Source organism: Streptomyces sp. NPDC045021 (assembly GCF_056432645.1).
Genome location: NZ_JBWKIQ010000018.1, coordinates 20,686 through 45,854, shown reverse-complemented (window position 1 = coordinate 45,854; position 25,169 = coordinate 20,686). Strand labels below are relative to the sequence as shown.

General features: G+C 68.9%; 28 protein-coding genes. 10 read left to right on the top strand and 18 right to left on the bottom strand.

Annotated elements, in window-relative coordinates; all coding sequences use genetic code 11:
* Positions 1 to 70 precede the first annotated feature (70 nt).
* The 12 genes from AC07DC_RS36840 to AC07DC_RS36785 form a co-directional block, all read right to left on the bottom strand.
* Positions 71 to 1,234, bottom strand: a complete 1,164-nt coding sequence (locus AC07DC_RS36840; RefSeq protein WP_478918998.1) for a tyrosine-type recombinase/integrase — start codon at positions 1,232 to 1,234, stop codon at positions 71 to 73.
* On the bottom strand, positions 1,234 to 1,446 hold the full coding sequence (locus tag AC07DC_RS36835) for a helix-turn-helix domain-containing protein (protein WP_478919130.1): 213 nt from the start codon (positions 1,444 to 1,446) through the stop codon (positions 1,234 to 1,236). The genes AC07DC_RS36840 and AC07DC_RS36835 overlap by 1 nt, the downstream gene beginning before the upstream one ends.
* Positions 1,446 to 2,837, bottom strand: coding sequence for a replication initiator protein RepSA (gene repSA, locus AC07DC_RS36830; RefSeq protein WP_478918996.1), 1,392 nt, complete (start codon positions 2,835 to 2,837; stop codon positions 1,446 to 1,448). Before repSA ends, AC07DC_RS36835 begins: the two co-directional genes overlap by 1 nt.
* Complete coding sequence (locus tag AC07DC_RS36825; RefSeq protein WP_478918995.1) at positions 2,834 to 4,354, bottom strand: DNA cytosine methyltransferase; 1,521 nt, start codon at positions 4,352 to 4,354, stop codon at positions 2,834 to 2,836. Before AC07DC_RS36825 ends, repSA begins: the two co-directional genes overlap by 4 nt.
* Positions 4,348 to 4,548 carry a hypothetical protein gene (locus AC07DC_RS36820; protein WP_478918994.1) on the bottom strand — a complete coding sequence of 67 codons (201 nt, stop codon included), beginning with the start codon at positions 4,546 to 4,548 and terminating at the stop codon, positions 4,348 to 4,350. Before AC07DC_RS36820 ends, AC07DC_RS36825 begins: the two co-directional genes overlap by 7 nt.
* A 97-nt stretch (positions 4,549 to 4,645) precedes the next feature.
* Positions 4,646 to 4,969, bottom strand: a complete 324-nt coding sequence (locus tag AC07DC_RS36815) for a SpdD-like protein (RefSeq protein ID WP_478918992.1) — start codon at positions 4,967 to 4,969, stop codon at positions 4,646 to 4,648.
* A 19-nt stretch (positions 4,970 to 4,988) separates the two neighbouring features.
* Entirely contained in the window at positions 4,989 to 5,186 is a 198-nt protein-coding gene (locus AC07DC_RS36810; RefSeq protein WP_478918991.1) for a hypothetical protein, read from the bottom strand.
* A 21-nt stretch (positions 5,187 to 5,207) separates the two neighbouring features.
* Positions 5,208 to 5,399 (bottom strand): mobile element transfer protein, encoded by a 192-nt coding sequence (locus tag AC07DC_RS36805; protein ID WP_138357770.1) that lies wholly within the window; start codon positions 5,397 to 5,399, stop codon positions 5,208 to 5,210.
* Between the two features lie 14 nt (positions 5,400 to 5,413).
* A complete protein-coding gene (locus AC07DC_RS36800) occupies positions 5,414 to 6,052 on the bottom strand; it encodes a DUF2637 domain-containing protein (RefSeq protein ID WP_478918990.1) in 639 nt (212 codons plus the stop codon).
* An 81-nt stretch (positions 6,053 to 6,133) separates the two neighbouring features.
* A complete protein-coding gene (locus tag AC07DC_RS36795) occupies positions 6,134 to 7,522 on the bottom strand; it encodes an FtsK/SpoIIIE domain-containing protein (protein WP_478918988.1) in 1,389 nt (462 codons plus the stop codon).
* A gap of 5 nt (positions 7,523 to 7,527) precedes the next feature.
* On the bottom strand, positions 7,528 to 7,881 hold the full coding sequence (locus AC07DC_RS36790; protein ID WP_478918986.1) for an SCO3933 family regulatory protein: 354 nt from the start codon (positions 7,879 to 7,881) through the stop codon (positions 7,528 to 7,530).
* 137 nt (positions 7,882 to 8,018) lie between these two features.
* Positions 8,019 to 8,798 carry a GntR family transcriptional regulator gene (locus AC07DC_RS36785; RefSeq protein ID WP_466420150.1) on the bottom strand — a complete coding sequence of 260 codons (780 nt, stop codon included), beginning with the start codon at positions 8,796 to 8,798 and terminating at the stop codon, positions 8,019 to 8,021.
* Between the two features lie 18 nt (positions 8,799 to 8,816).
* Between AC07DC_RS36785 and AC07DC_RS36780 the strand changes: the two genes are divergently transcribed.
* The 5 genes from AC07DC_RS36780 to AC07DC_RS36760 all read left to right on the top strand — a co-directional run bounded on the left by AC07DC_RS36780 (position 8,817) and on the right by AC07DC_RS36760 (position 15,242).
* Positions 8,817 to 9,290 (top strand): NUDIX hydrolase, encoded by a 474-nt coding sequence (locus AC07DC_RS36780; protein WP_198358485.1) that lies wholly within the window; start codon positions 8,817 to 8,819, stop codon positions 9,288 to 9,290.
* Between the two features lie 785 nt (positions 9,291 to 10,075).
* A complete protein-coding gene (locus tag AC07DC_RS36775; protein WP_478918985.1) occupies positions 10,076 to 10,987 on the top strand; it encodes a hypothetical protein in 912 nt (303 codons plus the stop codon).
* 78 nt (positions 10,988 to 11,065) lie between these two features.
* Positions 11,066 to 11,518, top strand: a complete 453-nt coding sequence (locus AC07DC_RS36770) for a hypothetical protein (RefSeq protein WP_478918984.1) — start codon at positions 11,066 to 11,068, stop codon at positions 11,516 to 11,518.
* A 776-nt stretch (positions 11,519 to 12,294) separates the two neighbouring features.
* The gene (locus AC07DC_RS36765) at positions 12,295 to 12,519 is read left to right on the top strand and encodes a hypothetical protein (protein WP_478918982.1); all 225 of its coding nucleotides are present in this window, start codon (positions 12,295 to 12,297) and stop codon (positions 12,517 to 12,519) included.
* A gap of 416 nt (positions 12,520 to 12,935) precedes the next feature.
* A complete protein-coding gene (locus AC07DC_RS36760) occupies positions 12,936 to 15,242 on the top strand; it encodes a right-handed parallel beta-helix repeat-containing protein (protein WP_478918981.1) in 2,307 nt (768 codons plus the stop codon).
* Positions 15,243 to 15,327: 85 nt separating this feature from the next.
* Here AC07DC_RS36760 and AC07DC_RS36755 read toward each other — a convergent pair whose 3' ends face one another.
* The 4 genes from AC07DC_RS36755 to AC07DC_RS36740 all read right to left on the bottom strand — a co-directional run bounded on the left by AC07DC_RS36755 (position 15,328) and on the right by AC07DC_RS36740 (position 17,009).
* The gene (locus AC07DC_RS36755) at positions 15,328 to 15,762 is read right to left on the bottom strand and encodes a PRC-barrel domain-containing protein (protein WP_478918979.1); all 435 of its coding nucleotides are present in this window, start codon (positions 15,760 to 15,762) and stop codon (positions 15,328 to 15,330) included.
* On the bottom strand, positions 15,762 to 16,349 hold the full coding sequence (locus AC07DC_RS36750) for a PRC-barrel domain-containing protein (protein WP_478918978.1): 588 nt from the start codon (positions 16,347 to 16,349) through the stop codon (positions 15,762 to 15,764). Before AC07DC_RS36750 ends, AC07DC_RS36755 begins: the two co-directional genes overlap by 1 nt.
* Positions 16,346 to 16,501 carry a hypothetical protein gene (locus AC07DC_RS36745; RefSeq protein ID WP_478918976.1) on the bottom strand — a complete coding sequence of 52 codons (156 nt, stop codon included), beginning with the start codon at positions 16,499 to 16,501 and terminating at the stop codon, positions 16,346 to 16,348. The genes AC07DC_RS36750 and AC07DC_RS36745 overlap by 4 nt, the downstream gene beginning before the upstream one ends.
* Before the next feature lie 82 nt (positions 16,502 to 16,583).
* Positions 16,584 to 17,009: a hypothetical protein gene (locus AC07DC_RS36740; protein WP_478918975.1), complete on the bottom strand. Its 426-nt coding sequence runs from the start codon at positions 17,007 to 17,009 to the stop codon at positions 16,584 to 16,586.
* Between the two features lie 250 nt (positions 17,010 to 17,259).
* On the opposite strand from AC07DC_RS36740, the gene AC07DC_RS36735 reads away from it, so the two are divergent.
* The 3 genes from AC07DC_RS36735 to AC07DC_RS36725 are packed head-to-tail and all read left to right on the top strand — an operon-like array spanning position 17,260 to position 19,987.
* Positions 17,260 to 17,535: a heavy-metal-associated domain-containing protein gene (locus tag AC07DC_RS36735; protein WP_478919128.1), complete on the top strand. Its 276-nt coding sequence runs from the start codon at positions 17,260 to 17,262 to the stop codon at positions 17,533 to 17,535.
* A complete protein-coding gene (locus tag AC07DC_RS36730; protein ID WP_478918973.1) occupies positions 17,532 to 17,678 on the top strand; it encodes a hypothetical protein in 147 nt (48 codons plus the stop codon). Before AC07DC_RS36735 ends, AC07DC_RS36730 begins: the two co-directional genes overlap by 4 nt.
* Before the next feature lie 59 nt (positions 17,679 to 17,737).
* Positions 17,738 to 19,987 (top strand): heavy metal translocating P-type ATPase, encoded by a 2,250-nt coding sequence (locus AC07DC_RS36725; protein ID WP_478919127.1) that lies wholly within the window; start codon positions 17,738 to 17,740, stop codon positions 19,985 to 19,987.
* A 24-nt stretch (positions 19,988 to 20,011) separates the two neighbouring features.
* Here AC07DC_RS36725 and AC07DC_RS36720 read toward each other — a convergent pair whose 3' ends face one another.
* Entirely contained in the window at positions 20,012 to 20,425 is a 414-nt protein-coding gene (locus AC07DC_RS36720; RefSeq protein ID WP_478918971.1) for an SsgA family sporulation/cell division regulator, read from the bottom strand.
* A gap of 163 nt (positions 20,426 to 20,588) precedes the next feature.
* Here AC07DC_RS36720 and AC07DC_RS36715 point away from each other — a divergent pair, with 163 nt between their 5' ends.
* A complete protein-coding gene (locus AC07DC_RS36715; protein WP_478918969.1) occupies positions 20,589 to 21,776 on the top strand; it encodes a winged helix DNA-binding domain-containing protein in 1,188 nt (395 codons plus the stop codon).
* Positions 21,777 to 21,904: 128 nt separating this feature from the next.
* Positions 21,905 to 22,594 (top strand): rhomboid-like protein, encoded by a 690-nt coding sequence (locus AC07DC_RS36710; protein WP_478918967.1) that lies wholly within the window; start codon positions 21,905 to 21,907, stop codon positions 22,592 to 22,594.
* On the opposite strand, the gene AC07DC_RS36705 is transcribed toward AC07DC_RS36710, so the two are convergent.
* On the bottom strand, positions 22,578 to 25,007 hold the full coding sequence (locus AC07DC_RS36705) for a D-alanyl-D-alanine carboxypeptidase family protein (protein ID WP_478918966.1): 2,430 nt from the start codon (positions 25,005 to 25,007) through the stop codon (positions 22,578 to 22,580). The two genes, AC07DC_RS36710 and AC07DC_RS36705, sit on opposite strands and share 17 nt — an antisense overlap.
* Positions 25,008 to 25,169: the final 162 nt, after the last annotated feature.

The window sequence follows — 25,169 nt, the reverse complement described above, 5'->3', positions numbered from 1 at the left end:
ACTGAGGGCCAGGTCACCGGGTTGATCCCGGGAGCCTGGCCCTCAGTCGTTGTTCGATTACAGCGGGCGATCAATCCGCCTGTGCCACGTCCGTGCCAGATGTGGCCGGTGGATCTTCCTTGTCCAGCGCCTTCCGGACCGCAGCGCCCATGTGGTCAGCGATCACCCGGTCCCGCTCGCTGGCCATGTGCTGGTAGATCAACGCCGCCCGGGTCGTGCTGTGTCCCATGCGGGTCATCAGCTCCCGGGTGCTGGCCCCGCTCTGCGAGGCAAGGGTGTTCCCCGTGTGCCGCAGATCGTGGAAGTGCACGTCTTCGGTGATCCCGGCACGGGCGCGGGCGTCCAGCCAGTCATCCCGGAAGTTACTACGCCGGAGCTTGCCGCCGCGGGGCCCGATGAAGACATGCGCGTCCGCCTTCTTGCCGACGAAGCACTCCAGGTGTTCCACCAGGTCCGGCAGGATCTCCACCGGGAACGCGACGGGTCGGAAGCCCGCCCGACTCTTGGGCGCCTTGTCGAACAGCCGGCCACTGTTCAACTCGGCCTGCTGCCGCTTGACCCGAACCACTCGCGCTTCCAGGTCGATATCCCGGCGCCGGAGCGCGGCCAACTCCCCGAAGCGCAGCGTCGTGAACGCGGTGAGCAGCACCAAGGCTCGCCAGCGCAGGCTGATCGCCGCAGCGACCGCGTAGACCTCCGGCACGGTGAGCACCGGACGCTCCGGCACCTCGTAGGCGTCCGCTCCCTTGATCCGGCACGGATTGCGGCGGATCAGTTCGTCATCCACGGCCGTATTCAGAATGGCCCGCAGCATTTGGTACGCCTTGACCACGGTTGGTTCGCCCGTCACCGCCAGCAGGCCCGTACGCCAGGCGCGCACCCGAGGAGGCGTGATCTCCTCCACGGTCGCCGTGCCCAGGGCCGGCAGGATGTGCAGCCGAAGCACGGTCTCGTAGCGCTCCCGGGTGCTCTCCTCCAGCTTCCGATCCTTGAGCCAGCCAGTGGCGAAGTCCTCGAAGCTCACCTTGCCCGCGTCAGGATCAGTCCACTGATTGCGGCTGATGTCCGCCTCAATCTGGACCAGAGCCAGGTCAGCGTCAGTCTTGGTCGGAAACGTCTCCTCCCCCGTCCGAGTCTCCCCGGTCTCGGGATCTGGATAGCGCACCTGCCAGCGGCCGGACGGGAGCTGTCGAACCGAGCCGAACCGCCGCCGTTTGCCTTTCCCGTTGGCCATCAGGCGGCCCTCCCGTAGGTGAACCGCCGCACCCGGACCGGCTGCACGGTGTTCGCCAGGACGAACGCGTCAACGGCGCTCTCGGGGATGCGGACGTGACGCCCCACCTTGACGAACGTGATCCGCCGTTCCTCGATCAGCCGCCGGGGGAAACGCACGGTGGTGCCGAGCCGTTCGGCCACCTGCTCAACGCTCAGGAGACGGTCCACAATCACCACTCCCCTTCCGTCTTGATCTCGCGCAGGGCTTCGCGAGCAGTCTCACGATTGATGCGGAGGTCCCGAGCAACGCTGGCGGCGAGCAGCGATTCACCGGGGGTGTGACCTTGCCCGGCGTACTGCCAGTCGGCCATGACGAGCACGGTCGGATCGTGGGTGTAGTCGGGCAGGCCGAGGGCTTCGCGTTGTTCGGCGGCGCGGTAGTCGGCCCGGATCTGGCGGAGGGCGCCGAGGGTGGTGGAGTAGCGGCGGGACTTGGAGGAGAAGTGGCCCCGGAAGCCGAGCATGTGCGCCCAGGCCAGAAGCTTCCGGTCGGGGAAGATGCGGTCCAGGTCGAAGCAGGCTTCGATCAGTCGGCGCGGGTGCGGCGGGACGCCGAGGAGGTCGAGCGCTTCGAGGTTCCCGACGCGTCGATCAACAGTGCCGGTGGACTCGGCGGCTTTGGTGGCGTACTTCGCCACGTACGAGGCGACCGCCTGTTCGCTCACATCCTGTCCGGCGCCGAAGGCCTGAATGGGCCGGATGTCGAGCTGGGTGCCCCAGCGCAAGATCCAAGAGTTCGGGTATCCGGCGTCCGGTGCGGCCGGCACGGTGATGGTGGTGTACCGGTGGACGGCTGCAGCCTGGATGCAGTCGGTCAGGAGATTGATGGTGGCCCAGGCCGGGGGTGCGTCCTGGCCTTCGGGCCCATCGAGGCGGATCACGGCGTGGAAGTGAACGGCGCCCCGCTTTTGGAACTCGGCGACCTTCCCGTACGAGACCCGGGCGACCTCCGACAGCTCCCGTTGGGTCAGGCCGGCGCGGGCAGTGATCTCCCGGCGGAGACGGTTGGTGAATCTCATCCACAGGTCGCCCGCGTGGTTGTTGAAAAGCACGGCGCCCGCGTAGTCGTAACCGTCCGGATGCAGCGGCGTACCGAGCAGATCGTCTCCGTCCGGGTGGGCGGTACCGCACTGGCAGTGGCCGGAGTTGGGCTGGTTGTGGACCGGGCCGAACGAGGGGGCGGTGAAGGTGACGAAGACCCGAGGGTGATCGCGGACCGTGCCGGGCACATCCTTGCTGTCGTCGCCCGCAAGCCCGGCGCGGATCAGGTGGTAGGTGTCGGCGGCGTACACGGCGGCGCACGGCTCACAGCGCGAGGCACGGCGATTACCGCAGGCGAGCCGGAGCCGTCCGCCGGGTTCGTCAGCGGTGGAGTAGGTGTGGAGGGTCCGGCCAGTGGCTTTGTCGCTGGTGCGCGTGAAGCCGCGAAGGTGGATGGGGTTGGAGCAGCCCCCGGTACGGGTGACTTGGTGGTGCCAGCGGTGGAAACCCGGATCCCCGGCCACAGAGAGCAGATCGCCCCAGGTGGCCGGGTCCAGGCCCGCGAGCGCGGTGTCGGTCACACGCACCCCCGGTCCAGATCACTGCCGGTGACGGTCTCGACGAGCGCGGAGAGAAGAACTTCCGCGACGGGTGGGGTGACGGCGTTGCCGTACTGGCGGACCTTCTCCCGCTTGGTGCCCAGCACCGTGTACGAGTCGCGGAAGGCCATCGCGCGGCCGATCTCGGCGGGTTCGAGCATCCGGAACAGGACGCTCTCCAGGTCCACCGCAGTCCGCACCAGGGCAAAGCGGTCGCGGGTGGACAGGGTGCCGATCGGCTCCGCAACGGTCTTGGCGGTGCCGGTGCGGTAGTAGGGGACGAGCAGGTGATCGGCCGGGTCGGCGGGGGTGACGAGTCCGTGATGGTTGCCGGAGGCTGTGACGGTCGCCAGGGCGTCGCTGACGGGACGGGCGTCGGAGGAGCCGCCGCGCAGTTCGGCGATGAACGGCATCCAGGCCAGTCCGGTCTCGTTGCGTGCGGTCTGCGTGCGGAGCGGGTCGGCGGCCGGCGAGGCGTACTTGCCGTCTCGCCCTTCCACCGGCACGAGGAGCGGAGGTACTGCGAGGGCGTCGTTCTCGGTGGTCGTGCGGGTGGGCATGGGGTCGGTGACCGGTACGGCAGCGTCACGCCAGGTTCCGCCAGCCGGGACGGTCACGGGCAGCGCGTAGCGGTCCAGTCCGGCTTGGACGCGGGCGAGGGTCTTGGGTGACAGGCCCTTGGGGCGGTCTCCGATCGGGGTTCCGGCGAGCGCCCAGTCGATCGCGGAGGCGGCCGGGTGGACGGCGGGTTCCACGATGGCGTTGCGGCAGGCGGTGTTCGGGCAGCGGTAGACGTACTGCGAGCGGTAGCGCCCCATGTCACGGCGCAGGTTCTTGAACGCCTGCACGGCTCGAACCGTGGTCTGGCAGGTCGGGCACCAGGCCGAGGGGCGCAACCACTTGTCCCAGTCCGGGGTCCGGCCCAGGGAGCCCCGCCAGTAGGCGAGGTAGAGGCGGTCGCGGGACTGCGGGGCGTGCGCGGTGCGGACCGGGGTGGCGTGCATGGAGTTCAGCGCGATCAGCTTCGTGTCGTAGCCCAGGAGCCGGATGCGGTCGCGCCAGGCCTGCCACAGGTCCCAGGCGCGGACGTCGATGACGTTCTCGACCACACCGGCCAGGACCGGGCGGCCGCGTGCGGCGCAGGATTCGAGGTACCGCGGCACGTCCCACATCAGGGCCCGGGAGCGGTCGGCGGCCGGGTCGGGCAAGGTCTCGCCGAACAGGTCCGGTTGCTTGTCGAAGTCCCGTTGCTTGCCGCGTGCGTTGGACCACTTCGGGCACTCGGGTGAGGCCCAGAACAGGTCGGCGGCGGGGAAGCCGGCCACATCGGCGGCGTGCAGGTCGCCCTGGAAGTGGTCAACGGACGGGAAGTTGACCGAGTGCGAGGCAATCGCCCGGTCCCAGTGGTTCGCGGCCAGCACCGGTTGGATGCCGGGGACGAGGGAGGCTCCGAAGGACGATCCGCCGAGCCCGGCGAAGAAGTCGACGTAGGTCAGCACGAGACACCTGCCGACAACGACAGGCAGACCGGGCGGCGGGCGGGGGTGGTGCCGGTGCCGTGGCATCGGTTGCAGGTGACGCGCAGGGTCGCGCGGGAGCCGTTGCGCAGTCGGGTGCCGGTGGTGATGGCGACGACGGGGAAGCCGTCGCAGTCCTGGCACACGCGCGGGGAGGACACAGTCAGGCTGGACATAATGGGTTTTCTCCTTGTCGGTCTTTCGGGACGGGCGGGAGGTGCGGGCTCTCGGGGTGGCCGTTGCTTGGCGGCTGTGTGCCACCCCGGGAGCCGGTCAACGGCGGTGGTGCTCGGTCTTGAGCAGGGAGCGCAGGACGACGGCGCACACCGCGATCGAGGCGGCGGTGACGGCGACGGCCAGGAGCAGCGAGACCAGGACCGCGCCGACGACCAGGACGGCAGCGACACCGCCACCGACGACGGCGACCAGGCCGGCCGGGGTGAGCCGCACCGCCGGGCGGGACGGGACCGGGGCGGGTGCGGTGGCCGTGTGCTGGCAGGCGCAGGCCGAGTGCTGAGCGACAACCGGGGCCGGGGCGGTGTGCTGCGCGGTGGTGAAGGTGGCGGTGGGCATGGTCGGGATCTGCGGTCGGAACATGACGGGACTTCCTTCCGGATCAGGGCTTGGTGGGCGGGGTGACGACGGAGACGCCGGTCGTAGTACCGGACTCGATGACCGGAGCCAGGAAGCTGTTCGCGAGCAGGAACCCGGCGATGAGTAGGACGATCACGAGCCACATGGGCGGGCGGGCGAGCTTGTAGCCGAGGTAGCCGACGACGGCGATAGCGAGCCAGAACGGCACGGACACAGGCATGAGGAGCGGTCCTTTTCGGGGTCAGCGGACGCGGCAGCGGTGAGTACGGGCGGCGAGGGATGCGGCGGCACGGTTGGAGTAGTCCGAGGACCAGCCGCACCCGTCGTTGGTGCAGGCGGCGGCGTGCCGGGTGCGGCCGAGGTGATCGCGGTAGGTCCCGATCTGGACCGGGCCGACGTGGGAGACGGAGTGAAAGTTCTCGTTACGGGCCATGAGCGGTTGTCCTTTCAGGCGAGTTGGGCGGCGATGGACTCAGCGAGATGAGCAGGGACACCAAGGCGGGCGCGAAGGGTGTCGAGGTCGATCGGGGTGCCGGTTGCCGTCAGGTGGTCGGCGGCAACTTTGCGGGCATGAGCGACCAGGCCCGGAGCCGGTACGGGGGCCGGAGGCAGCGCCGGGGCAGGCTCAGAGGCGGTGACCGCTTCCCGAACCGGTTCGGGGTCGATCGACGGTTCGGGGTCGCAGTCGGCCGGCGCGAGTGCTTCGGCCCGGGGTACGGGGTTGTGGGCGAGGAAGGTTCCCCCGAGGAAGGCCAGCGCGGGCCATCCGGCAACGAGGATCCGCAGCCACGCGGGCACCTGGTCCAGGTCGAGCAGTCCCGCGGTGGCGACGTTGGCGCCGAGCGAGGCGACCAAGGCGACGACGAACCAGATCCACGCCGAGCGTGCCGGGCTTCCAGCAGCTCGCAGGGTCCGCAGGCGGTGCCAGGCCGCGACCAGGAGCAGATCGACGCTGATCGGGTAGGCCCAGGCTTTCCAGCCGTGTTGTCCGGCGGCGTTGGCGATGTCGTGCAGGTGGGCGAAGGACAGGGCGCCCGCGATAACCGCTTGCACGAGAACCGCATCGGGACGGATCGGAAGACGCATGGTCGTTCACCTCCTTCATGGGGTGGGGTCCGGTGCCGGGCGGGAAGCGAGTCCGGCCGCCCGGCACCAGGGATTGAGGGGTCAGGCTTCGCCGGAGCCGAAGCAGGTCAGGCACATCCCGACCTGCTGGTCAGCGGTCAGCCGACGAGCGCGCCCAACCGCGACTGGGACGGAGACCTCACCGGTTCCCTTGCAGACGTGGCACTTGGCGGGGCTTTGGCGGTGGGGCGGCGGCGGGTGGTGGCCTTCCGTGCGGTCATGGCGATCTCTCCGCTCAGGGCATGGGACGGGTAGGGACCTGGCGCGAGTCCCCGGCCGTTCGGCAGAGATCGCCTGCACTGACAGGACAGCGTCCGGAGAGATGTCGCCGAAGGCCATCTTCGCCGAGGCTTCATCGTTCACACGGTGCGAGGTACGGCCGGTCAACTGAGCCCGAAGCATGGTGATCCCATCCCCGAGTTCCGAGCCGAAGCGCTGCCCGCACACCTCCAGGTAAATCCCGGCGGCACGGCCGAGCTGAGCGAGCCGGACCAGGGCGGTGATGATCCGATCCCGGCGCTTCTTCTCTGCGGTGTTCGCCCACAACGCCAGCTCAGCCACCTCGTCGATCACGACGACGATCGGCACCGGACGCAGTTTCTCGGGGAGTCCCCAGATGTCGGCGGTGATCTCCGCATCCGGGATGTCCGCGCTGATGCGCTGTTCTCGTCGGATGATCCGGTACGTGCCGGCCATCCGATCTACGAGGGCTTCCAGCAGGAGGACAGCATCGTCCGGGTTGTCGGCCAAGGCGGAGAAGCGCCGTGCCAGCGGGGCGAGTTCGACAGCCTGTTTGCAGTCGATCCCGACGAGCGCGACATGCTGAGCTGCGAGTTCCTTGACGAGGTTGCGTTGGTAGACGGACTTGCCGGACTGGGTGGCGCCCAGGTTCAGAGCGTGCGGGATCTGGCGGTAGTCGCGGTACTGAACCGATCCGTCATCGCGCAGGGCGACGGGAACCCGCATGGTGCCGCGGTCGGTCTTGGCAGGCATCTGTACCCGCTTGAGAACGTCGTAGCCGGTCATCCGCAGCTCGACCACACCGGCCCGGATCTCCCGGGAGGTGACGCCGTAGGCGCGGAACGAGTGCCGCAGGCGATCGGTCGAGGCGGCGACGTCGAAGGCGTCCTGACCCGGGCGCAGTCCCAATCGCAGCACGAGACCGGTGCGGGTGACACGAGTGCGCAGGAGTCGGGGCGGGCGGTCGGGCGGGACTTCCCGGCGGGCCATCCGAGCCAGCATCAGGCGGATGCGGGACGGCGGGACGGTCAGCCCGCACGCTTCCATCACGGAGTTGTAGGTGAACGCGATCCGCACCAGTGCCACCAGCGCGCCGAAGGTCATCCAGTACCAAGCCGGACGCTTCGACCGCAGCAGCACCACCACGGCGACCACGAGCGCCAGCAGGGCCAGGACTAATGTCCCCCGCATGGCGATCAGCCCTTGGCGTTCGACGTAGCCGGCGAGATGGCGGTGACCGCAGCGGCGCGGAAGCTGATCCCGTGCCGCTTGGTGCCGTTGAACTCGTTCTCCCACGGCCGAGCCACCAGACCCGTCAGCGCCACCAGCGTGCCCATGACCAGCTCACCAGTGATGCCCGACTCGACCACCGTCACGGTCATGACCTCGGCCTCACCGTTGGCCACGAACATCACGTCCACGGTCTTCAGCGACTCGCCGGTCTCGGCGTCGATGGCCATCACGCCGTTCTTCTTGTCCTTCATCTTCGTCTGCGGAGGCTGCGCCACCATCACGGTCGCAGCGTTCACGTCTACGGGGATCTGACGCACGATCGAACTCCTCTAGAAGTGACATTCTCTTGCACTCATGTACAGGAGTAGTGATTAGAAGAGTGCCTGACTCCTGTACATGAGTCAACCCGCCACTAGAAAGAATCTTGTGGCGGGCTGTCAGACCTGATGGACGATCAATCCCCCGCAGGGAAGCGGTAGTCCAGAACAAACTGGTCAGCGGCCATGACCGTGTCGCAGACCTCGACCACGCGACCTTCGTGCGTCATCGCATCCCGTACGAGATGGATCACCGGGGAGCCTGGGCTGAGAGCCAAGGCAGACGTCTCAGGCTTGGTCGCCAGCCGTGCCCGCACGGTCTCCGTGAACTCCGCAAGGGTGTGGCCGTGTTCTTCAAGGCGCGCGTAGATCCCGCCGCCGCCAGGGTTCTCGGCGAACATCTCCGGAATGTCCTTCACCACGTCCCACGGCAGGTAGGAGGTCGCCTCCTCTGTCGGAGTGCCATCGCGGAAGTACCGGCGCTTGCGTGCCAGCACCTTCGTCCCGGCCGGCACGTCCAACCTCACTGCGATCTCAGGCGGAGCGTCTACCGGTCCGATGAAGAGGACGTTCACGCCAGGCTTGCCACCGGACTGCTCAGCTTCTGCCAGGTAGGCCGCCTTCCCTGCCTTGCGGTGGGCACGGCGGAAGCGGTCGGAGGACTTCCGCTGGACAGGCGGACGGGAGCGGACGAACGATCCCCGCCCATGGTGGGTCTCGATCAGTTGAGCCGTACGCAGTTCCGCGACTGCCTTGCGTACGGTGCCGGAAGCGGCGGTGTAGCGAGCCATCAGGTCCGCTTCACTCGGCACGGCATCGCCGGGCGCCAACGTGCCTGCCCGGATCTGTGCGGCGAGGTCACCTGCGATCAGCAGGTACTTCGCCTGGGCCGTAGAAGCCACCTCAGCACTCGCCATAGTCCTTCCCTGTCTCCTATTCTCCTGTACATGAGTAACAGCCGCCACGAAGCCACGTCAACGCCTCTCCACTCCGTGTCTGTGGCCGGAGTCGTCGTACGGCAAGACGGGCGCGTCCTGGCGATCAAGCGCGCTGACAACGGAACGTGGGAGCCGCCCGGCGGTGTACTCGAACTCACCGAGACCCTTGAGGACGGCGTTCGTCGGGAGGTCTACGAGGAGACTGGCATCAAGATCCAGGTCGAGCGGCTGACCGGGGTGTACAAGAACACGGCGCGCGGGATCGTCGCCATCGTGTTCCGCTGCCGTCCTGAGGGCGGACAGGAGCAGCTCTCCGACGAGTCCATCGCGGTCGAGTGGCTGACCCCGGACGAGGTGATCGCCAGCATGGGCGAGGTGTACGCCGTGCGCATCACCGACGCACTCCGCGATGACGCTCCTCATGTCCGCGCACACGATGGGCGCAAGCTGACCAGCTCCATGGACCTCTAACGACGCCGAGAGCCAGACGGCCGCATCCTGCGCGGTAGGAGTTTCTCTACTAGATCAAGGCGACTCGCTGCGCTCGCCGCTGGCCCGTAGCTCCGGGCCTCTCAGGGTCTGCAAGGCAGTCTTCTCCGAGAGAGAAAGGGCCGCGCACAGCGCGGCGGCGCCGGCCGTCGCCCGGCGCGGCCCGCCTCCATGTCTGCGCCACCGGCTGGCCGCGCCGGGCGCCGTCCGCGCCCACAAGGTGGGGGAATCACAGGTCCGGGGCAGGGGTCAGGGGCGGTTGCGCGGATTGCCAGCCGACAAGGCGCAGACAGCCTCCGGCGGGGGCGCTCCGACTCTGGGATGGTGGCAACCCGGACGGCGACCGCAGGCAGTTCGTGGTGAAGGTGGGAGCTGCCATCCCGTCCACCGACGTCCCAGGCAGAGCCGAGCAGTCGCGGCTCAGGGCGTCAAGGTCGTTCGTACAGTGGCGCGCTCCACCTTGACGCCCTGAACCACGCCCGCTCCACAGAGTGTGGGACGACGGCAGACGGGATGGCAGACGTGAAGTGGTGGGTTGGTGTCAGGCAAAACGCCCATCTGATCCTTCGAGCCTCCGAGTGCTACGTCATGCGACTCTTCAGTTACTAAGTGTCACTGTCAGACCCGGCGGGCATACTTGTACGAAGGGTGAGCAGCTCGATACTTACAGGTCCAATATCTTGTGGTCCGATGATATCGAACGTATAATCGAATTTGGGATGTTGACTTTGCGAGACTAGGCGGTTACGAGGGGCTAACATGACTCCATGTTGAAGCGCAGGCTGATATTCCACCGCTGGGGCTCAGTGGCGGGAAAGCCGGAATTCGATCCGCAGGAAATTGCCCAAAGCCTTAGGGATGCGATCGCATCCGATGGCGATTTTGCGATCTTCGATGACGGAGACGCCGTGACAGCCGTGGAGGTTGTGAGTGTCGGCTCGGTAGGCACGCCAACAAACCTGAGGCTTTTCGCTCTGCGGGGGGCAAACGACCGCCCATTTAAATGGGACAGCGCAGGCAGTGTAAGCCCGATCTCGTTGCGCGATCACGAATATCCCGCTGATGTCAGCCATGTTTCCTTGTGGCCCGACGGCGTATGCGCTCACGACTACGCTAAAAACGTCCCACGAGTTTCGCGACTGTCGCTTTTCCTGCGGCGCAAAATGAGTGCCCATGTCAAGTTCGACGCTCTGTACCGGGAGGATATGTTTGAAAAGCTGAAAGCTATGGCCGGTCATATGCGCTCAGTGGAAGTAGCCATGACGCAGAGGGCTCCTGACAGTCCCAGTGGGGTATTTGGTACCTTGGCTCCGGAGAATTTCGGTCGCCGGGCCCCTTCCGTTCGTTTCACCCTCGGCATGGGGCGATACGGACCGAGGGATAGGTATCTCGATGGGGAAACCGAAGAGCAAGTATTTGCCTTGGCCGAACAAGCTGACGACTTCGTGACGAATATGATCATTCGAGGGAGGAATCCTGTAACAGAGAGGGTCGATACCATCAACCTTCTACATGAGCGACTGCAAGTTGAAGCGAACTTTCGGCAAAGTCGATCGGTCCCCTCCATGCCCGACCCCAGTGAGGTCTTCCTTGCTCTAGACAGCGCCTACAAGGATTTTCAACGCGATGGCAAGATCGCTTCTGCGGTTCATGGGCAGAAGATGAGAGGCAAAGAGTAAATAACGATCGAGTGGGGGATCCCTGTGTTGCGACGAGTGTTCACGTGGCTTGATCGGCATTTGTGGATCCTTCCATTCTTGGTTTTCGTGGTCGTTGAGGGAGCTCTTGGCGCAGTTTGCTACTTTAAGTCCAAGGATTTCCTTCTAGCCGCAGTTAATGCCGAGAGTCGCAAGGAGATCTATTCTTCACTCACGGGGTCATCGAGTGGGCTTTTGGGTTTTGCGCTGGCTGCAGTTGCCATCATGGCGGCGTTTGGTAGAAGAGTTACTTCTGCCCAAGATGCGCGTGATCGCGAGAATAGACTCGCCGATGCCAGAGTAGGGATCAGTAAAGTCCTCCTAGCAACGAGCTTATTCCTTATGATCCTTCTGGTTTTTGCTACAGTCGCCATTGGTATGGATAATGCCAGCGTAGGAAGCTTTCCCCTGACGAGTATTATCATTTCCACTGCCACTTCCAGCTTGGTGGGGCTGCTTGTAAGCGGCGCGGGTCTTACTCTCTCGCTTATGGAAAGAAGTCGCGAGACGTGACGGCTGCGGGAACCGTTGGGCCGCCATCGGCCTCCGGAGCCAGTGCATTACAGCACCGTTGAGACACCGGCCGGCACGCGGGTGCGATCCATGGAGTCGTGTAAGGAGCGGTCTACACGAGCACCCTCCCGGGCCGTCCTCGGGCCGTAGAAGATGGCTCGATAGTGACCAATGTCGACAACTGCCGCAGCTCAGGAGCAGGCAAGAGCGTTGGCCGATTAGGCGGCCGGCCCCTGGTCACAGGCGCCGTCGGCCAGTTGTGGCTGTACTGCGCAGGGCATCGGCACTGCGCCATGGCCTGATTGCTCCCTTGTGCGCACTGCACTTGCGTGTCACACAGATGAGAAGGGGTGATCTGGGGAGGGGGACGCTGGATGTCCGTGTTTGGTAGTGATTCCGTAGCACCGTCAGCCTGGGCGCTCGCGAGGTTCAGGCAACGGGCCAGCAACCTTGTGGCCGCGGTCCCGATGCAACTAGCCAAGGCGCACTCGAAGGCTCACGCCACGCACCTCGCAGCGGGGCTGAAGAAGCGAGGCCCATACGGTGTCACACTCGCCGGGGCTGTACGGGAGAACCTCGCAGATATGGCTCGGGAACTGGGGGAGTCGGTTCGTGACGTGCGTGGGTACGAGTACGCAGTGATCAACGGTCATGCCCTCTTTCCCTTCCGGTACGCAGACAGGCCAAGGCCCCTTGATCGCGCCCGACTGCCTTCCAATACGTCACCAATGCGTCATCGACTGTTTCGGGCGCACGGACCGCAACCTCCGGATGGGTTGTTTGACCTCGGCGACGACGTGGCGACCGAGGAGTACTTGGGGCTGCACGAAGCGTTCGAGGAGCTGGGAGCCTCAACGAAGCTCGTCTGTCTCTTCTTCACTGCCGACGTGGAGAGCGGCATCCATGTCATCCACTGGGGGGAGGCCCGACTCGAACTGGACCGGACCTTTACGTGGCTCTACAGGGAACAGCTCCCGGTCGCTCCCGCGCCGCTTGAGTGACGGCCACCGTCCTCTCACGGGGAGCGAGCGTAAGGCCATGTGCCAGCCGTGCCACAGCCGTGCCAGATCGGGCGGGGACTCACGGGGAATCGCGGTAGCGGACGGCGTTCGAACCGAGCGATGCCCAGCACTCCCCTAGCCCAGGTCAGCGGGTGTGGTCGACACCCGTCCTCCTAAAGCTGGTGTCGCAGGTTCGAATCCTGCCTGGGGCACACCTTCCGCGAGGCCCTCCTGTCAGTACTGACGGGAGGGCCTTTCGCGTACCGCGGGGGCATGGGGATACCAGTGGTACCTGTGTGAAGCGTGTGAAATGATCCGCGCGGTCGGCTGACGAGTGTGGGGACTCCCGCCGAGCCGACCGACGGGATCTCCCGTTTTCGCCCTGGGGGGGCACTATCAAGACTCGAATCGGCGCCGTGACCGGCGCCATGCTGCTCGGCGCCATGGCGCTGCCGGGCCTGGCCGCGGTGGACGCGTCGGCCGCGGTCGTGAATCTGTACGTCAACAACGCGGCGGGGGCACACTGCTCCAACGCCGGTCAGGGCACCCTGGCGCAGCCGTACTGCACCGTCTCGGCCGCCGCCGCGAAGGTGCTGCCCGGCCAGACGGTGAACGTCGCCGAGGGCGACTATCCGGAGCAGGTCACCGTCACCCGCTCGGGCACGGCCGAGGCTCCGATCACCTTCGCCGGTAAAGGGACGAAGTATTTCGCCCGACCCACCACAGTGGGCGGCTGGGACAGCACCAAGGCCCATGCCTTCCTGCTCTCCGGTGTGCAGCACATCCGGATCCGCGACATGGTGATGAGCGCCCAGCAGGAGGCGGTGCTGGTCAACGGCGGGTCCGACATCACGATCTCCCGCAACCAGGTCGAAGGCGGCCGAGCCGAGGGTCAAACGGCCGGGTGGCCCGCTGTCCGGGTCGCCGGGGCCGCAACATCGGTGCGGATCATCCAGAACAACAGCCTGAGTAGCGGTGGACTCGCCAAGGTGGACCCCGGGGTCCAGGGCACGGTCATCTCCACCAATCGCATCTCCAGTTCCTTCATCACCCCCGTCGTGGCCGATGGCGCGCCCGGCACCGTGATCGTCAGCAACACCTTCGACACCCGCTGCCAGGACGCGATCGAGCTGACGGGCGGGTCCACCGGCGCGGTCGTCGAGAACAACGTGATCTCGGCCTCCGCTGCGAATGACGACGGGACCCCGGTCTGCGAGAACGCTGCGGACTTCACCGGTCTGCGGGTGGCCGCCGAGGCGACGAGCGGTACCAAGGTCGCCTACAACGCCTTCGACTCGAAGGACGCCAGCCCCGCGTACAACTGGTCCGGCACGGCGTACGACACCGTGTCCGCGTTCGCCACCGCTTCCGGCCAGGGCGAACGTGATGTGATCAGTAACGTCCAGCTCGAGACCTGGACGGGTGATTCCGGCACAGGTACGCCCTCCGCGCTCATCGATTCGGCGGACGAGAACGCGCCGGGCATGCTCGCCGGTGACTTCGACGGGACCCGCGCCACCGACGACCCGTATGTCACCGACAGCGGCACCGGTTCCGGGCGTCGGGACCGTGGTGCGACCGAGCAGGACAACTTCGGGACGCGATACACCCCGGTCGGTCCTCTGCGGGTGCTCGACACCCGGGACGGCACGGGCACCGGCGCGGCGGGCACGGTCCCTTCGGGCGGCACCGTCGAACTGCCCGTCGCCGGCGCGCACGGAGTGCCGGCGGAGGGCACCACGGCTGTGACGATGAACGTGACGGTCACCGCGCCGACCTCGGGCGGCTTCCTGACCGTGTACCCGCACGGCGACGACCGGCCGACCGCGTCGAACCTGAACTGGTCCCCGGGCCAGACGATCCCGAACCTGGTGACCGTGCAGGTGAAGGACGGCAAGGTGTCGTTCTACAACGGCAGCGCAGGGACCGTGCACGTACTCGCCGACCTGCTCGGCTACTTCAGCACCACGGGTAGCGGCTTCACCGCGACCACGCCCTCCCGGCTCCTCGACACCCGGTCCGCGGTGGGCGCTCCCAAGGGCCCGCTGGGATCCGGCGGCACGCTGGACCTGCAGGTCGCGGGCGTCAAGGGCATCCCGGCCACCGGACTGACCGCAGTGACGCTGAACGTCACCTCGACCGCTTCCACGAGCGACGGCTTCCTGACCGTGTACCCGCACGGCACCGCCCGCCCGACCGCTTCGAACCTCAACTGGTCGAAGGGGCAGACGATCCCGAACCTGGTGACCGTCCCGGTCAAGGACGGCAAGGTGTCGTTCTACAACCACAGCGACGGCGTGCAGGTGCTCGCGGACGTGACCGGCTACTTCACCGGTACCGGCGGCGACAAGTACCACGCCGTCACACCGCACCGGGTGATCGACACCAGGGCGCCGTGGTTCGCGGACGGTGTCGGCGAATGGGTGCCGGCCGCGCCGGTCGGCGGCCGTCAGACCGAGAACGTCCGTGATGTCGGCTACACCAACGCCCGGGCGGTGTCCCTGAATGTGACGGTGACCCAGGGCGCCGACGTCGGCTTCATGACGGTCTACCCGCGGGGGACCACCCGTCCGACCGTCTCCAACCTCAACTGGACGGCCGGGCAGACGATCCCGAACCAGGTGGTGGTCGCGAACGACGACGCCGGCATGAACAGCTTCTACAACGCGAGTTCCGGCAGCGTGCAGCTCATCGCCGACCTCAACGGCTACTACGCCCCCTGATCCGCCGGCACACAACGCTGTGGCCCGGTCCCCGCTTCGGCGGGGGCCGGGCCGCGGTGCGTCACGGACAGGGGCGGTGCGGCGATCAGGCTTCGCGGACGACCAGCGCGTAGGAGCCGAGACCCAGGACGCGCTCTCCCGAGCAGTCGCCCGTCGTGGTGTGGACGGTGAGCAGCACGCCGGAGTCGGCGTCGAACTCGACGTCGGACACGGTGCCGAGAGACTCGCCGCGTTCGTCGAGGACGCGCTTGCCCGGCAGCGAACGGTGCTTGTCGGCGAGGGGGGCCAACTCGCCCGCGGCGTTGCCGAGGGTGGCGCCCGACCGGACGATGACGGCGTCGGGTCCGATGGCGTGGATGTGGTCCCAGACGAGGGTGTCGCCGGAGCCGTCGGTCTTCTTCAGCTTGAGGGCCACGACGGCGGCCGTCGCCGGATCGACGACGAAGCCGTCGACGACGCCGACCGTGCGGGCCTCGGCGGCGCTGACCACCTGGCGGCCGACCGTTTCCGAGAAGAGCATCAGACCTCCGTCCCGCGGCGGGCGCGATACGCCTGGACCGCTGCCGCGAACCCTGGAAGGTCGTCGGCGATGAACTCGGCCGCGGCGGCCGGGATGACCAGTGCCTCACCGGAGACCGCGGTGGTCTCCGACAGCGGGATGAACACCTTGCGCCCCTGCCGGTCGAGCGCGTCCGAGGAGGCGATCTCGTAGCCCACGACGTGCGCCGTGGTGCCCTCGACGACCTCGACGACGACGTCGGAGATCCTGCCCAGGTCGGTGCCGCCGTCGGTCAGCACCCGCGAGCCGAGGACGTCACCGCGGCCGGCGGTGCCGCGCTCCAGGACGTCGGCCTTGCTCTCGAAGACGTCCTCGCCCTTGATCATCACGGCGTCGTGGCCGAGGCCGTGCACGCCAGACCACGGAAGGCTGTGCCGCAGCGGACCGGAGAGCAGGCCGCGGCCGCTCAGGGTGAAGCCCGCGATACGTCCGGCCGTGCCGTCGAAGACGAGGTCCTTGACCTGTGCGACGGCCTCACCAGCCAGTGTCACGACCGGCCGCTTGGTGATCTCCGACGCGAGCATCATCGTGGGGGTGGGTGTGGTCATTTCACCCGTCCCTTCCCGGCCCGCCGGCCCAGGGCGCCGCGGCGCACCGCGATCACCCCACCGCTACGGCGCCGCGCCTGCACTCCCGCCACCGAGCCGGCCAGCACCAGCAGGACCGCCACCACGGCGACGATCCAGATCCACCAGTCCATCGCGCACCACTCCCCTCAACATCTCATCAACCACGGATCAGCCTTCGGATCAGCCTTGGATCAACCTCGGACCGATGGCGACTCAACTGCCGAACGCGTGCGGCGCGCGGTGCTTGCGCGGCTGCTGCAGCGGCATCTCCGGGGCCGAGGTCCGCGTGGGCTGGTCGTCGTCGGTGCGCTGCCGTTGGACGTCGGTGCGCTGCTGTTGGACCCGCGCGGCGAGGGCGTCCCGCTCCGCGGCCGCCGATTCGGCGTCGTTGCGCGCCTCGCGCAGCCGTACGGCCTTGCGGCGGCGCAGCGCCGCGCCTTCGCCCACCATCAGCAGGCTCAGGCAGCAGACCAGCGCCAGGACGAGGCCGGCGCAGAAGATGGAGAGCGAGTTCATGGTGACAACGTCGTGTCCCAGCAGCGCCACCGTGTAGTCGGGCCCGCCGGACAGGTTGCCTGCGATCAATAGTCCCGTGAGCGTTCCGGTCGCGGCGAGCAGCACCAATCCCAGGAACAGCATCCGAGTCACCTCCGGTTGTCCGAATTCCGTCGCTGCGGCGCCTACCCGCGGAGCAGCGGGCCTAACGGCGCCCGGTGGGCCCGGGGCGGTGCTGCGGCGGTACTGCGGGGGTGTCGACGGCAACCCCGACGGCAACCCGACGGCAACCTCGGCGGCGGGTCCGGCTTCGCTTAATACCCTGGGGGGGTATATGGTGGTCAACAGTGGACGGCGACAGCCGTCACCGCACGAGACGCACGAGGAGAACGCCATGTCCTGCTGCTCCCCCGAGGGAACCTGCCACACCGACGGCGCGACCGACGAGTCGCAGGCCGCGGGCACCGTCGTGTACTCCGTCTCGGGCATGACCTGCGGCCACTGCGAGTCCGCGGTGACCAAGGAGCTGGGCGGCGTCTCCGGCGTGACCGTCGTCAACGTCGACGCCGCCACCGGGCTGGTCACCCTCGCCTCCGAGCAGCCGCTGGACGACGAGACGATCCGCGCCGCCGTCGACGAGGCCGGGTACGAACTGGTCGGCCGGGCGTGACCGCACCGGTCAAACTGGGCGGCTATCTGCTGATCCTGCTGATCGTCCTCGGCACCGCGTTCGGCCTCGGCCGCGCGGTGCGGGGGGACGGTGGCGGGGCGGACAGCCCGGAGCCGCGCCCGGCCTCCCACCAAGGCATGTAGGGCCTGTCCGGCTCTGGCCGAAGGACTGGCCCTGATCGAAGGAGTGGAGTGAAGTGGCGATGATCACGGCGCCTACCGGCCGCCAGGTGGAGCTGGACATCGGTGGCATGACCTGCGCCTCCTGCGCGGCACGCATCGAGAAGAAGCTCAACCGGATGGACGGCGTCACCGCGACCGTCAACTACGCCACGGAGAAGGCCAAGGTCAGCTTTGACGGCGGCGTCGCCGTGGACGACCTCATCGCCACCGTCGAGGCGACGGGCTACAGCGCCGTGCTGCCCGCCCCGCCGGCCGGGCCCGCCGGATCCGACCCGGAGGGAGCCGCGCCCGACGAGCTCACCCCGCTGCGCCAACGGCTGCTCACCGCCGTCGTGCTGGCCGTGCCGGTGATCGCGATGGCCATGGTGCCGGCCCTGCAGTTCGAGAACTGGCAGTGGCTCTCGCTCACCCTCACCGCGCCCGTCGTCGTGTACGCGGCCTGGCCGTTCCACAAGGCCGCCTGGACCAATCTGCGGCACGGCGCCGCGACCATGGACACGCTGATCTCGGTGGGCACGCTCGCCGCGTTCGGCTGGTCGCTGTGGGCGCTGTTCTTCGGCACCGCCGGAATGCCCGGCATGAAGCACCCCTTCGAATTCACGATCTCGCGCGGTGACGGCAGCGGCAACATCTACCTGGAGGCCGCCGCAGGAGTGACCGCGTTCATCCTGGCCGGACGGTATTTCGAGGCCCGTTCGAAGCGGAAGGCCGGAGCCGCGCTCAGGGCGCTGCTGCAGTTGGGGGCCAAGGACGTCGCCGTCCTGCGCGACGGGCGCGAAGTGCGCGTCCCCACCGGGGAGCTGGCGGTCGGCGACCTGTTCGTCGTCCGCCCCGGCGAGAAGATCGCCACCGACGGAACCGTCCGCGAGGGCAACTCCGCCGTCGACGCCTCCATGCTGACGGGCGAATCCGTTCCGGTGGAGGTCGCCCCCGGCGACGGCGTCACGGGCGCCACGGTGAACGCGGGCGGCCGGGTCGTCGTCCAGGCCACCCGGGTCGGCGCCGACACCCAACTCGCCCGGATGGCACGGCTCGTCGAGGAGGCGCAGAACGGCAAGGCCGCCGTGCAGCGGCTGGCCGACCGGATCTCGGCGGTCTTCGTGCCCGTCGTCATCGCGCTCGCCGTCGCGACGCTCGGCTACTGGCTCGGCAGCGGCGAAGGCGCCTCCGCGGCCTTCACCGCCGCCGTCGCCGTACTGATCATCGCCTGCCCGTGCGCGCTGGGACTCGCCACGCCCACCGCCCTGATGGTCGGCACCGGGCGCGGCGCCCAGCTCGGCATCCTCATCAAGGGCCCCGAAGTCCTGGAGTCCACCCGCGCGGTGGACACGATCGTTCTCGACAAGACCGGCACGGTCACCACCGGCGTCATGACGCTCACCGAAGTGCATGTCGCCGAAGGCGAGGACGAGAAGACGGTGCTGCGGCTGGCCGGCGCCCTGGAGCACGCCTCCGAGCACCCGATCGCCAAGGCCGTCGCCACCGCCGCCGCGGAGCGCACGGGCGGCCCGCTGCCGGTGCCCGAGGACTTCGCCAACGTCCCGGGCCTGGGCGTGCAGGGCGTCGTCGAAGGACACGCGGTGCTCGTGGGCCGCGAGAAACTCCTCAACGAGTGGACGCAGTTCCTGCCCGCGGAGCTGGCGGCCGCCAAGGCCGCGGCCGAGGCCAAGGGCCGTACGGCGGTGGCCGTCGGTTGGGACGGGGCGGCCCGCGGCGTCCTCGTCGTCTCCGACGCCGTCAAGCCGACCAGCGCGGAGGCCGTGACGCGGCTGCGCGCCCTCGGTCTCACCCCGATCCTGCTGACGGGTGACAACGAAGCCGCGGCGCGGGCGGTGGCCGAGGAGGTCGGGGTCTCCGGCGACGATGTCATCGCCGAGGTCATGCCCGAGGACAAGCTGGCCGTCATCAAGCGGCTGCAGGCCGAAGGCCGTTCCGTCGCCATGGTCGGCGACGGGGTCAACGACGCCGCCGCGCTCGCCCAGGCCGATCTCGGCCTGGCGATGGGCACCGGGACCGACGCCGCCATCGAGGCGGGCGACCTGACCCTCGTACGGGGTGACCTGCGGGTCGCGGCCGACGCCATCCGCCTGTCGCGCAGGACCCTCGGCACCATCAAGGTGAATCTCTTCTGGGCCTTCGGCTACAACGTGGCGGCGCTGCCGCTCGCCGCGGCCGGACTCCTCAACCCGATGATCGCGGGCGCCGCCATGGCGTTCTCGTCCGTCTTCGTCGTCGGCAACAGCCTGCGCCTGCGCGGCTTCAAGGCCTGAGCCCCCGGGCCCCCGCCTCCCGCGTCACTCTTCCGCGAGGAGCGCCGCCAGGTCGGCCTCGAGGTCGACATGGCGGTGCTCGTCGCCGGACGGGACGGCCGTGTACGAGCGGGTGAGGAAGTCCTGGACGTCCTCGCTGTCGAGCTGGAGCAGGGCGATGCCCTCCGGCGAGGAGAGTTCGATCATGGTGCGGCGCCGCCCGTACGGCCAGACGTGCACGTCACCCTCGCCCGACGGCATCCGAAGTCCCGCCGCCAGCAGGTCGCGGGCGAACGTCCACGTGACGTCGTGACCGTCGAGCGTCGCCGATGCCGGGAACGTCATACGGGTGGCCAGCGGGTCGTCGCACTGGTAGATCAGGGTCGCGGTGATCACCCGATCCCCGGCCGGGGGCGAGCAGAGCCGGGCCCGCAGGGTCTGGTCGATGACGGTCGGCATGAGGTGTCCCTCTCCCGCTGCGTTGAATCCAGTCGTCTTCAAGACCGGGAATTGGGGCCGGGGATTACGCGACTTCGGTCCCGGCGAGTGTGATGTGCGCCACGTGCGGGGCCGGGCGTCGTCAGAACCGGGCGTTGTCAGAGGTGCGTGTGAGCATGGGGCCATGACGGTGGACGGGGCGGTGCGGCGGATCGGCGGGGACGAGCGGCGGGCGCGGCTGGGGGTGCGGCACCTGCTGGCACCGGGGCTGCGCGCGAAGTCCGCCGAGGAGGTCACCCGGTCGCTGGTGGCCCTGCACGCCACGGACGCGGCGACGGTCTATCTCTCGACGGCTGCGCGACTGGCCGGGCCCGGCTTCGCGGACGTGGACCGGGCGCTGTACGAGGACGGTTCGCTGGTGCGGCTGCTGGCGATGCGGCGGACGATGTTCGTCGTCACCCAGGACTCCGCACCGGTGGTCTACGCGGCGGCGGCCCGCGCGATCGCGGTGCGGGAGCGGGCCGGGCTGCTCAAGTACCTCGCGGACGGCGGTGGTTGGGACGAGACCTGGCTGTCGGAGGTCGAGGAGGCGGTGGTCGCCGCGCTGGCGGTGCACGGCGAGTCGACGGCCGCGCAGCTGGGCGGGTACGAGCCGCGGCTGCGCGAACAGGTGGTCGTCGCGGCCGGGAAGCCGTACGAGGCACGGCAGAACGTGGCGAGCCGCATCATCCGGGTGCTCGCGGCGGAGGGCAGGATCACCCGGCGCAGACCGGTGGGTTCCTGGACGAGCAGCCAGTTCCGGTGGGCGGTGGCCGAGCCGCTCTCCGAGCCGCCCGCCGCCGAGGCGAAGGCCGCGCTGGCCCGTGACTGGCTGGCGGCGTACGGCCCCGGCACCGAGGCCGACCTCAAGTGGTGGACGGGCTGGACGCTGACGGACGTGCGCAAGGCGCTCACCGCGGTGGGCGCCCAGCAGGTCGCGTTGGACGAGGGCACCGGATACGTGCTCCCCGACGATGTGGAACCCGGGCCGTCCGCCGGCCCGTGGGCCGCCCTGCTGCCGGGCCTCGACCCGACGCCGATGGGCTGGCAGCAGCGCGACTGGTTCCTGCCGGACGAACACCGAACCGCGCTCTTCGACAAGACCGGCAACGTCGGACCGACGGTGTGGTGGGACGGCCGGGTCGTCGGCGGATGGGCGCAGCGCCCGGACGGCGAGATCGTGTGGCGACTGCTGGCCGGTCCGGGAAAGCGTCCCGGCAAGGAGGCGGTGGCGGGGATCACGGCCGAGGCGGCACTGCTCGGCGACCGGCTCGGGGACGTCCGGGTCACCCCACGCTTCCGTACGCCACTGGAGCGGGAGCTGTCGGCCTGACCGGTCGGTCCACCGTCCGCGTGCCGGTCGGTCCCCTGTCCACCCGCTGCCCGCCTGACCGGTCCACCCGCTGCCGGCCGGGGCGCGGCGGGAGTCATCAAAAGCCATGTATCGGACACAATCCGAGCGTGGACACTTCCTGGCCGTCGCGCCTCAGGTCGCTCCTGCGCGCCGTACGGTCCTACATCCGGAGCGCCCCCGGCACCTACATCTGGCTGGCGATCCTGTTCGTGACGACCGTCGTCATGCACCATGTCTCGCCCTCACGGCTGGACGAGATCCTCGGCGACCGGTCGACGAACCTGCACAACCTGTCGGACGACGCGGTCAGCGTGCTCATCCGGAGCGCGCTGTGGATCGACGGCGGCGGCTGGCTGCCGTACGTGTTCCTGTACACGGTCTTCCACGCCACCGCCGAGCGCTGGCTCGGCACCTGGCGGTGGCTGGCCGTCGTCCTCATCGGCCATGTCGTCGCCACGTACATCAGCCAGGGGGTCCTGCTCTGGGCGATCCACCACGGCCGGGCGCCCGAGAACTCGGTCGACACCCTGGACGTGGGCGTCAGTTACGGACTGGCGGCCGTCGAGGCCGTCCTGACCTACTTCCTCGTCTTCCGCTGGCGGTTCTTCTACGGCTTCTGCGTCCTGGGCTTCTACGGTCTCGCCCTCGTCCACGGCCGCACGTTCACCGACGTCGGCCACTTCACCGCCGCGCTCCTCGGCCTCGCCTGCTACCCGCTGACACGAGGGCGGCCGGGTCACCTGGACCCGGCCGCCGTCATCTCCCGTGCCGTCCGGCGGATCAGCCGAGACGAATGAGCTTGTCCCAGAAGGACGGCTCCGCCAGGTCCGACTGCAGTGCCACCGACACCTTCGTCTCGCCCGTACCACTGCCGAGGCTCAGCGTGCCGACCTCGGTCCCCGCCTTCGCCGAGTGCGGAACGCCGGCCGTGCCGGCCACCAGCTTCAGGTCGGACTTCAGGCCCGACCAGCCGATCGCCGTCAGATCCTTGGTGGCGACCACCGGTGTCTTCCCGCCGAGACCGTCGTCCACATAGCCGACGACCTCGCCCTTCTTCACCACCACCGCCGAGGTGAGCGCGGCGCGCGCGCCCCTGATCAGCGTGTCGCTGGTGGACAGGGCGTACTTCAGCATCTGGTCGGGCGTCGAGCCCTTGCGCTGCTGCAGCACCACGCCGAGGACCATCCGCGGCTTGCCGTCGATGGTCCTCTGCGCCGCCCACATCAGGGCGCCGGCCGCCGGGGTGCTGGAGCCGGTCTTGATGCCGATGACGCCCGGAGTCTTCGTCAGCAGCCCGTTGTTGTTGTAGATCTTCGGCACGCCGGGGACCTCGGCGTTCTCCATGGCCACCACGGAGCGGAAGACCTCGTTCTTCATGACCTCCCGCGCGAGCAGCAGCTGGTCGACCGCCGTGCTCTTCGTCGTCTCCTCGAACCCGCTCGCCCCGGTGTACGTGGTGTTCTTCATGCCCAGGTCGGCGGCGGCCTTCTGCATCTTGACGACGAAAGAGTCCTGCGTGCCGGAGTCCCAGCGGGCCAGCGCGCGGGCGATGTTGTTGCCGGACGGGATCAGCAGCAGCTGCAGCAGCTGCCGCTCGGTGAACTCCTGGCCGAGCTGGACCTGCACCCTGGACTCGTCGACCGACGCCGCCTCGTCCGCGGCGGTCTGGTCGATCTTGATCTCCGGGCCGGTCTCGTTCCCCTTGAGCGGGTGGTCGCGGAGGATCACGTACGCGGTCATCACCTTCGTGACGCTCGCGATCGGCACCGGGGTCTGCGCGCCGCGCACCCCCATGCTCCCGACGCCTTCGACCTCGACGACCGACTGGCCCATCACGGGCCACGGCAGCGACAGCTGACCGCCCTGGAAGGCGTACGAGGACTCCGAGGTCAGCGTCAGCGCCGGGGCCGGCAGCGGGCGCAGCGACTGCGCCACCGCGATGGCGATCAGCAGCAGCACCACCAGCGGCGTCCAGATCTTGAACCGCCTGACCACCGTCCGCAGCTTCGTCTGGGGCGGCGGCGGGGTGTTCGTCAGCTCCGCCAGCAGCTTCAGCGGCTGTCCGGGCGCCGGCGGCAACGGCATCTGCCGCGTGCCCTGCGGGCCGGCGGCCTCCGGCTGCGCGGCGGGAGCGGCCGACGCCGGGGCCGGAGCCGGGGCCGAAGGGGCGGCCGGGGCGGATGGGGCTGCCGGGGCCGGAGGGGCGGCGGGTTCGGGTGCGGCCGGTCGTACCGGACGCTCCACCTCGGGCCAGGCCAGGGCGTACGGAGACGCTGACTGCTCCTGTGAGGCCCGCGGGGGCTGCGCCGGGGATTCCCTGCGCGGATCGTCCGGCACGTCCGCCGGGCCGCTCCTGGCGGCTCTCCACTCCGGCTTGCGGTCGGCGGGCGCGTCGACCGGCGCCTGCGCCGGCGCCTGCGCCTCCGCCGGCGCCTCCGCCGGCGCCTCCGCGACCGCGTCCTCGGGTTCGTCCGCCGGAGCGTCCGCCGGGTCCGTGGGAGCGCCCGCGGGGCTGTCCGTGGTCGCGTCCGCCGGGCTGTCCGCCGGGTCGTCCGCGGGCGCGGCATCGTCCGCCGGCTCCTGCGCGGTCCCGTCCTCGGTCCCGTCCTCGGTCCCGTCCTCGGTCCCGTCCTCGGGCGCGTCGGAGACATCGGGCGCGGCGGGATCGTCCTGCGCGCGCTCCGGCCTCGCGTCCGCAGGCTCGTCCGCGGGCTCGTCGTCGGGCTCGTCCACCGGCCTGTCAACGGGCTCGCCCGCGGCGTCTTCCGGTTCCAGGACGGAATCCTCCGGAGTGTCCGCGGCCGCAGAGACGGGTTCTTCGTCAGGTGCTGCGTCATCCGGCCCGTCGTGCGCGTCCTCGGGGACCGTAGGTTCCGCGACGGGGGTGTCCGGGCCGGGTACGTCGTCCGGCGTATCCGTACCGCCGCCGGATGCAGACGCGCCGGACTGGCGCGGCAGGCTCCCGCGGCCGCTGTCCGCGTCCTCGCCGCCGGTACCGCCAGGGGTCTCGGAGGCCACCGGGTGATCTTCCGGACGGGGGTCCGCGTCGGGGGCCGGGCGGTCGGGCAGACCGCCGTGCTCCTCGCGTACGGCTTCAGGCACCACATCCGGCGCACGGAACACCGTCAGCCTCGGATCGAGCGCCTTCTGCTCGGCCGCCACCCCCGACGACTCCTGCTGCTGCTCCCTGCCGGGGGACTCGCCCGCCACGCAGACCTCCTCCACACATCACGAGGGGCGTCCTCGTGCGCGACGCACGACGCCCCATCTCACTGCACCAGTTTCCAGTCCCCGGCCTGGAAGCCCCTATCAGACCCGCCGGAACCGATCGCGGCCCGTCTGCGACACCACCGCTCACCCCCTAGACGAGAA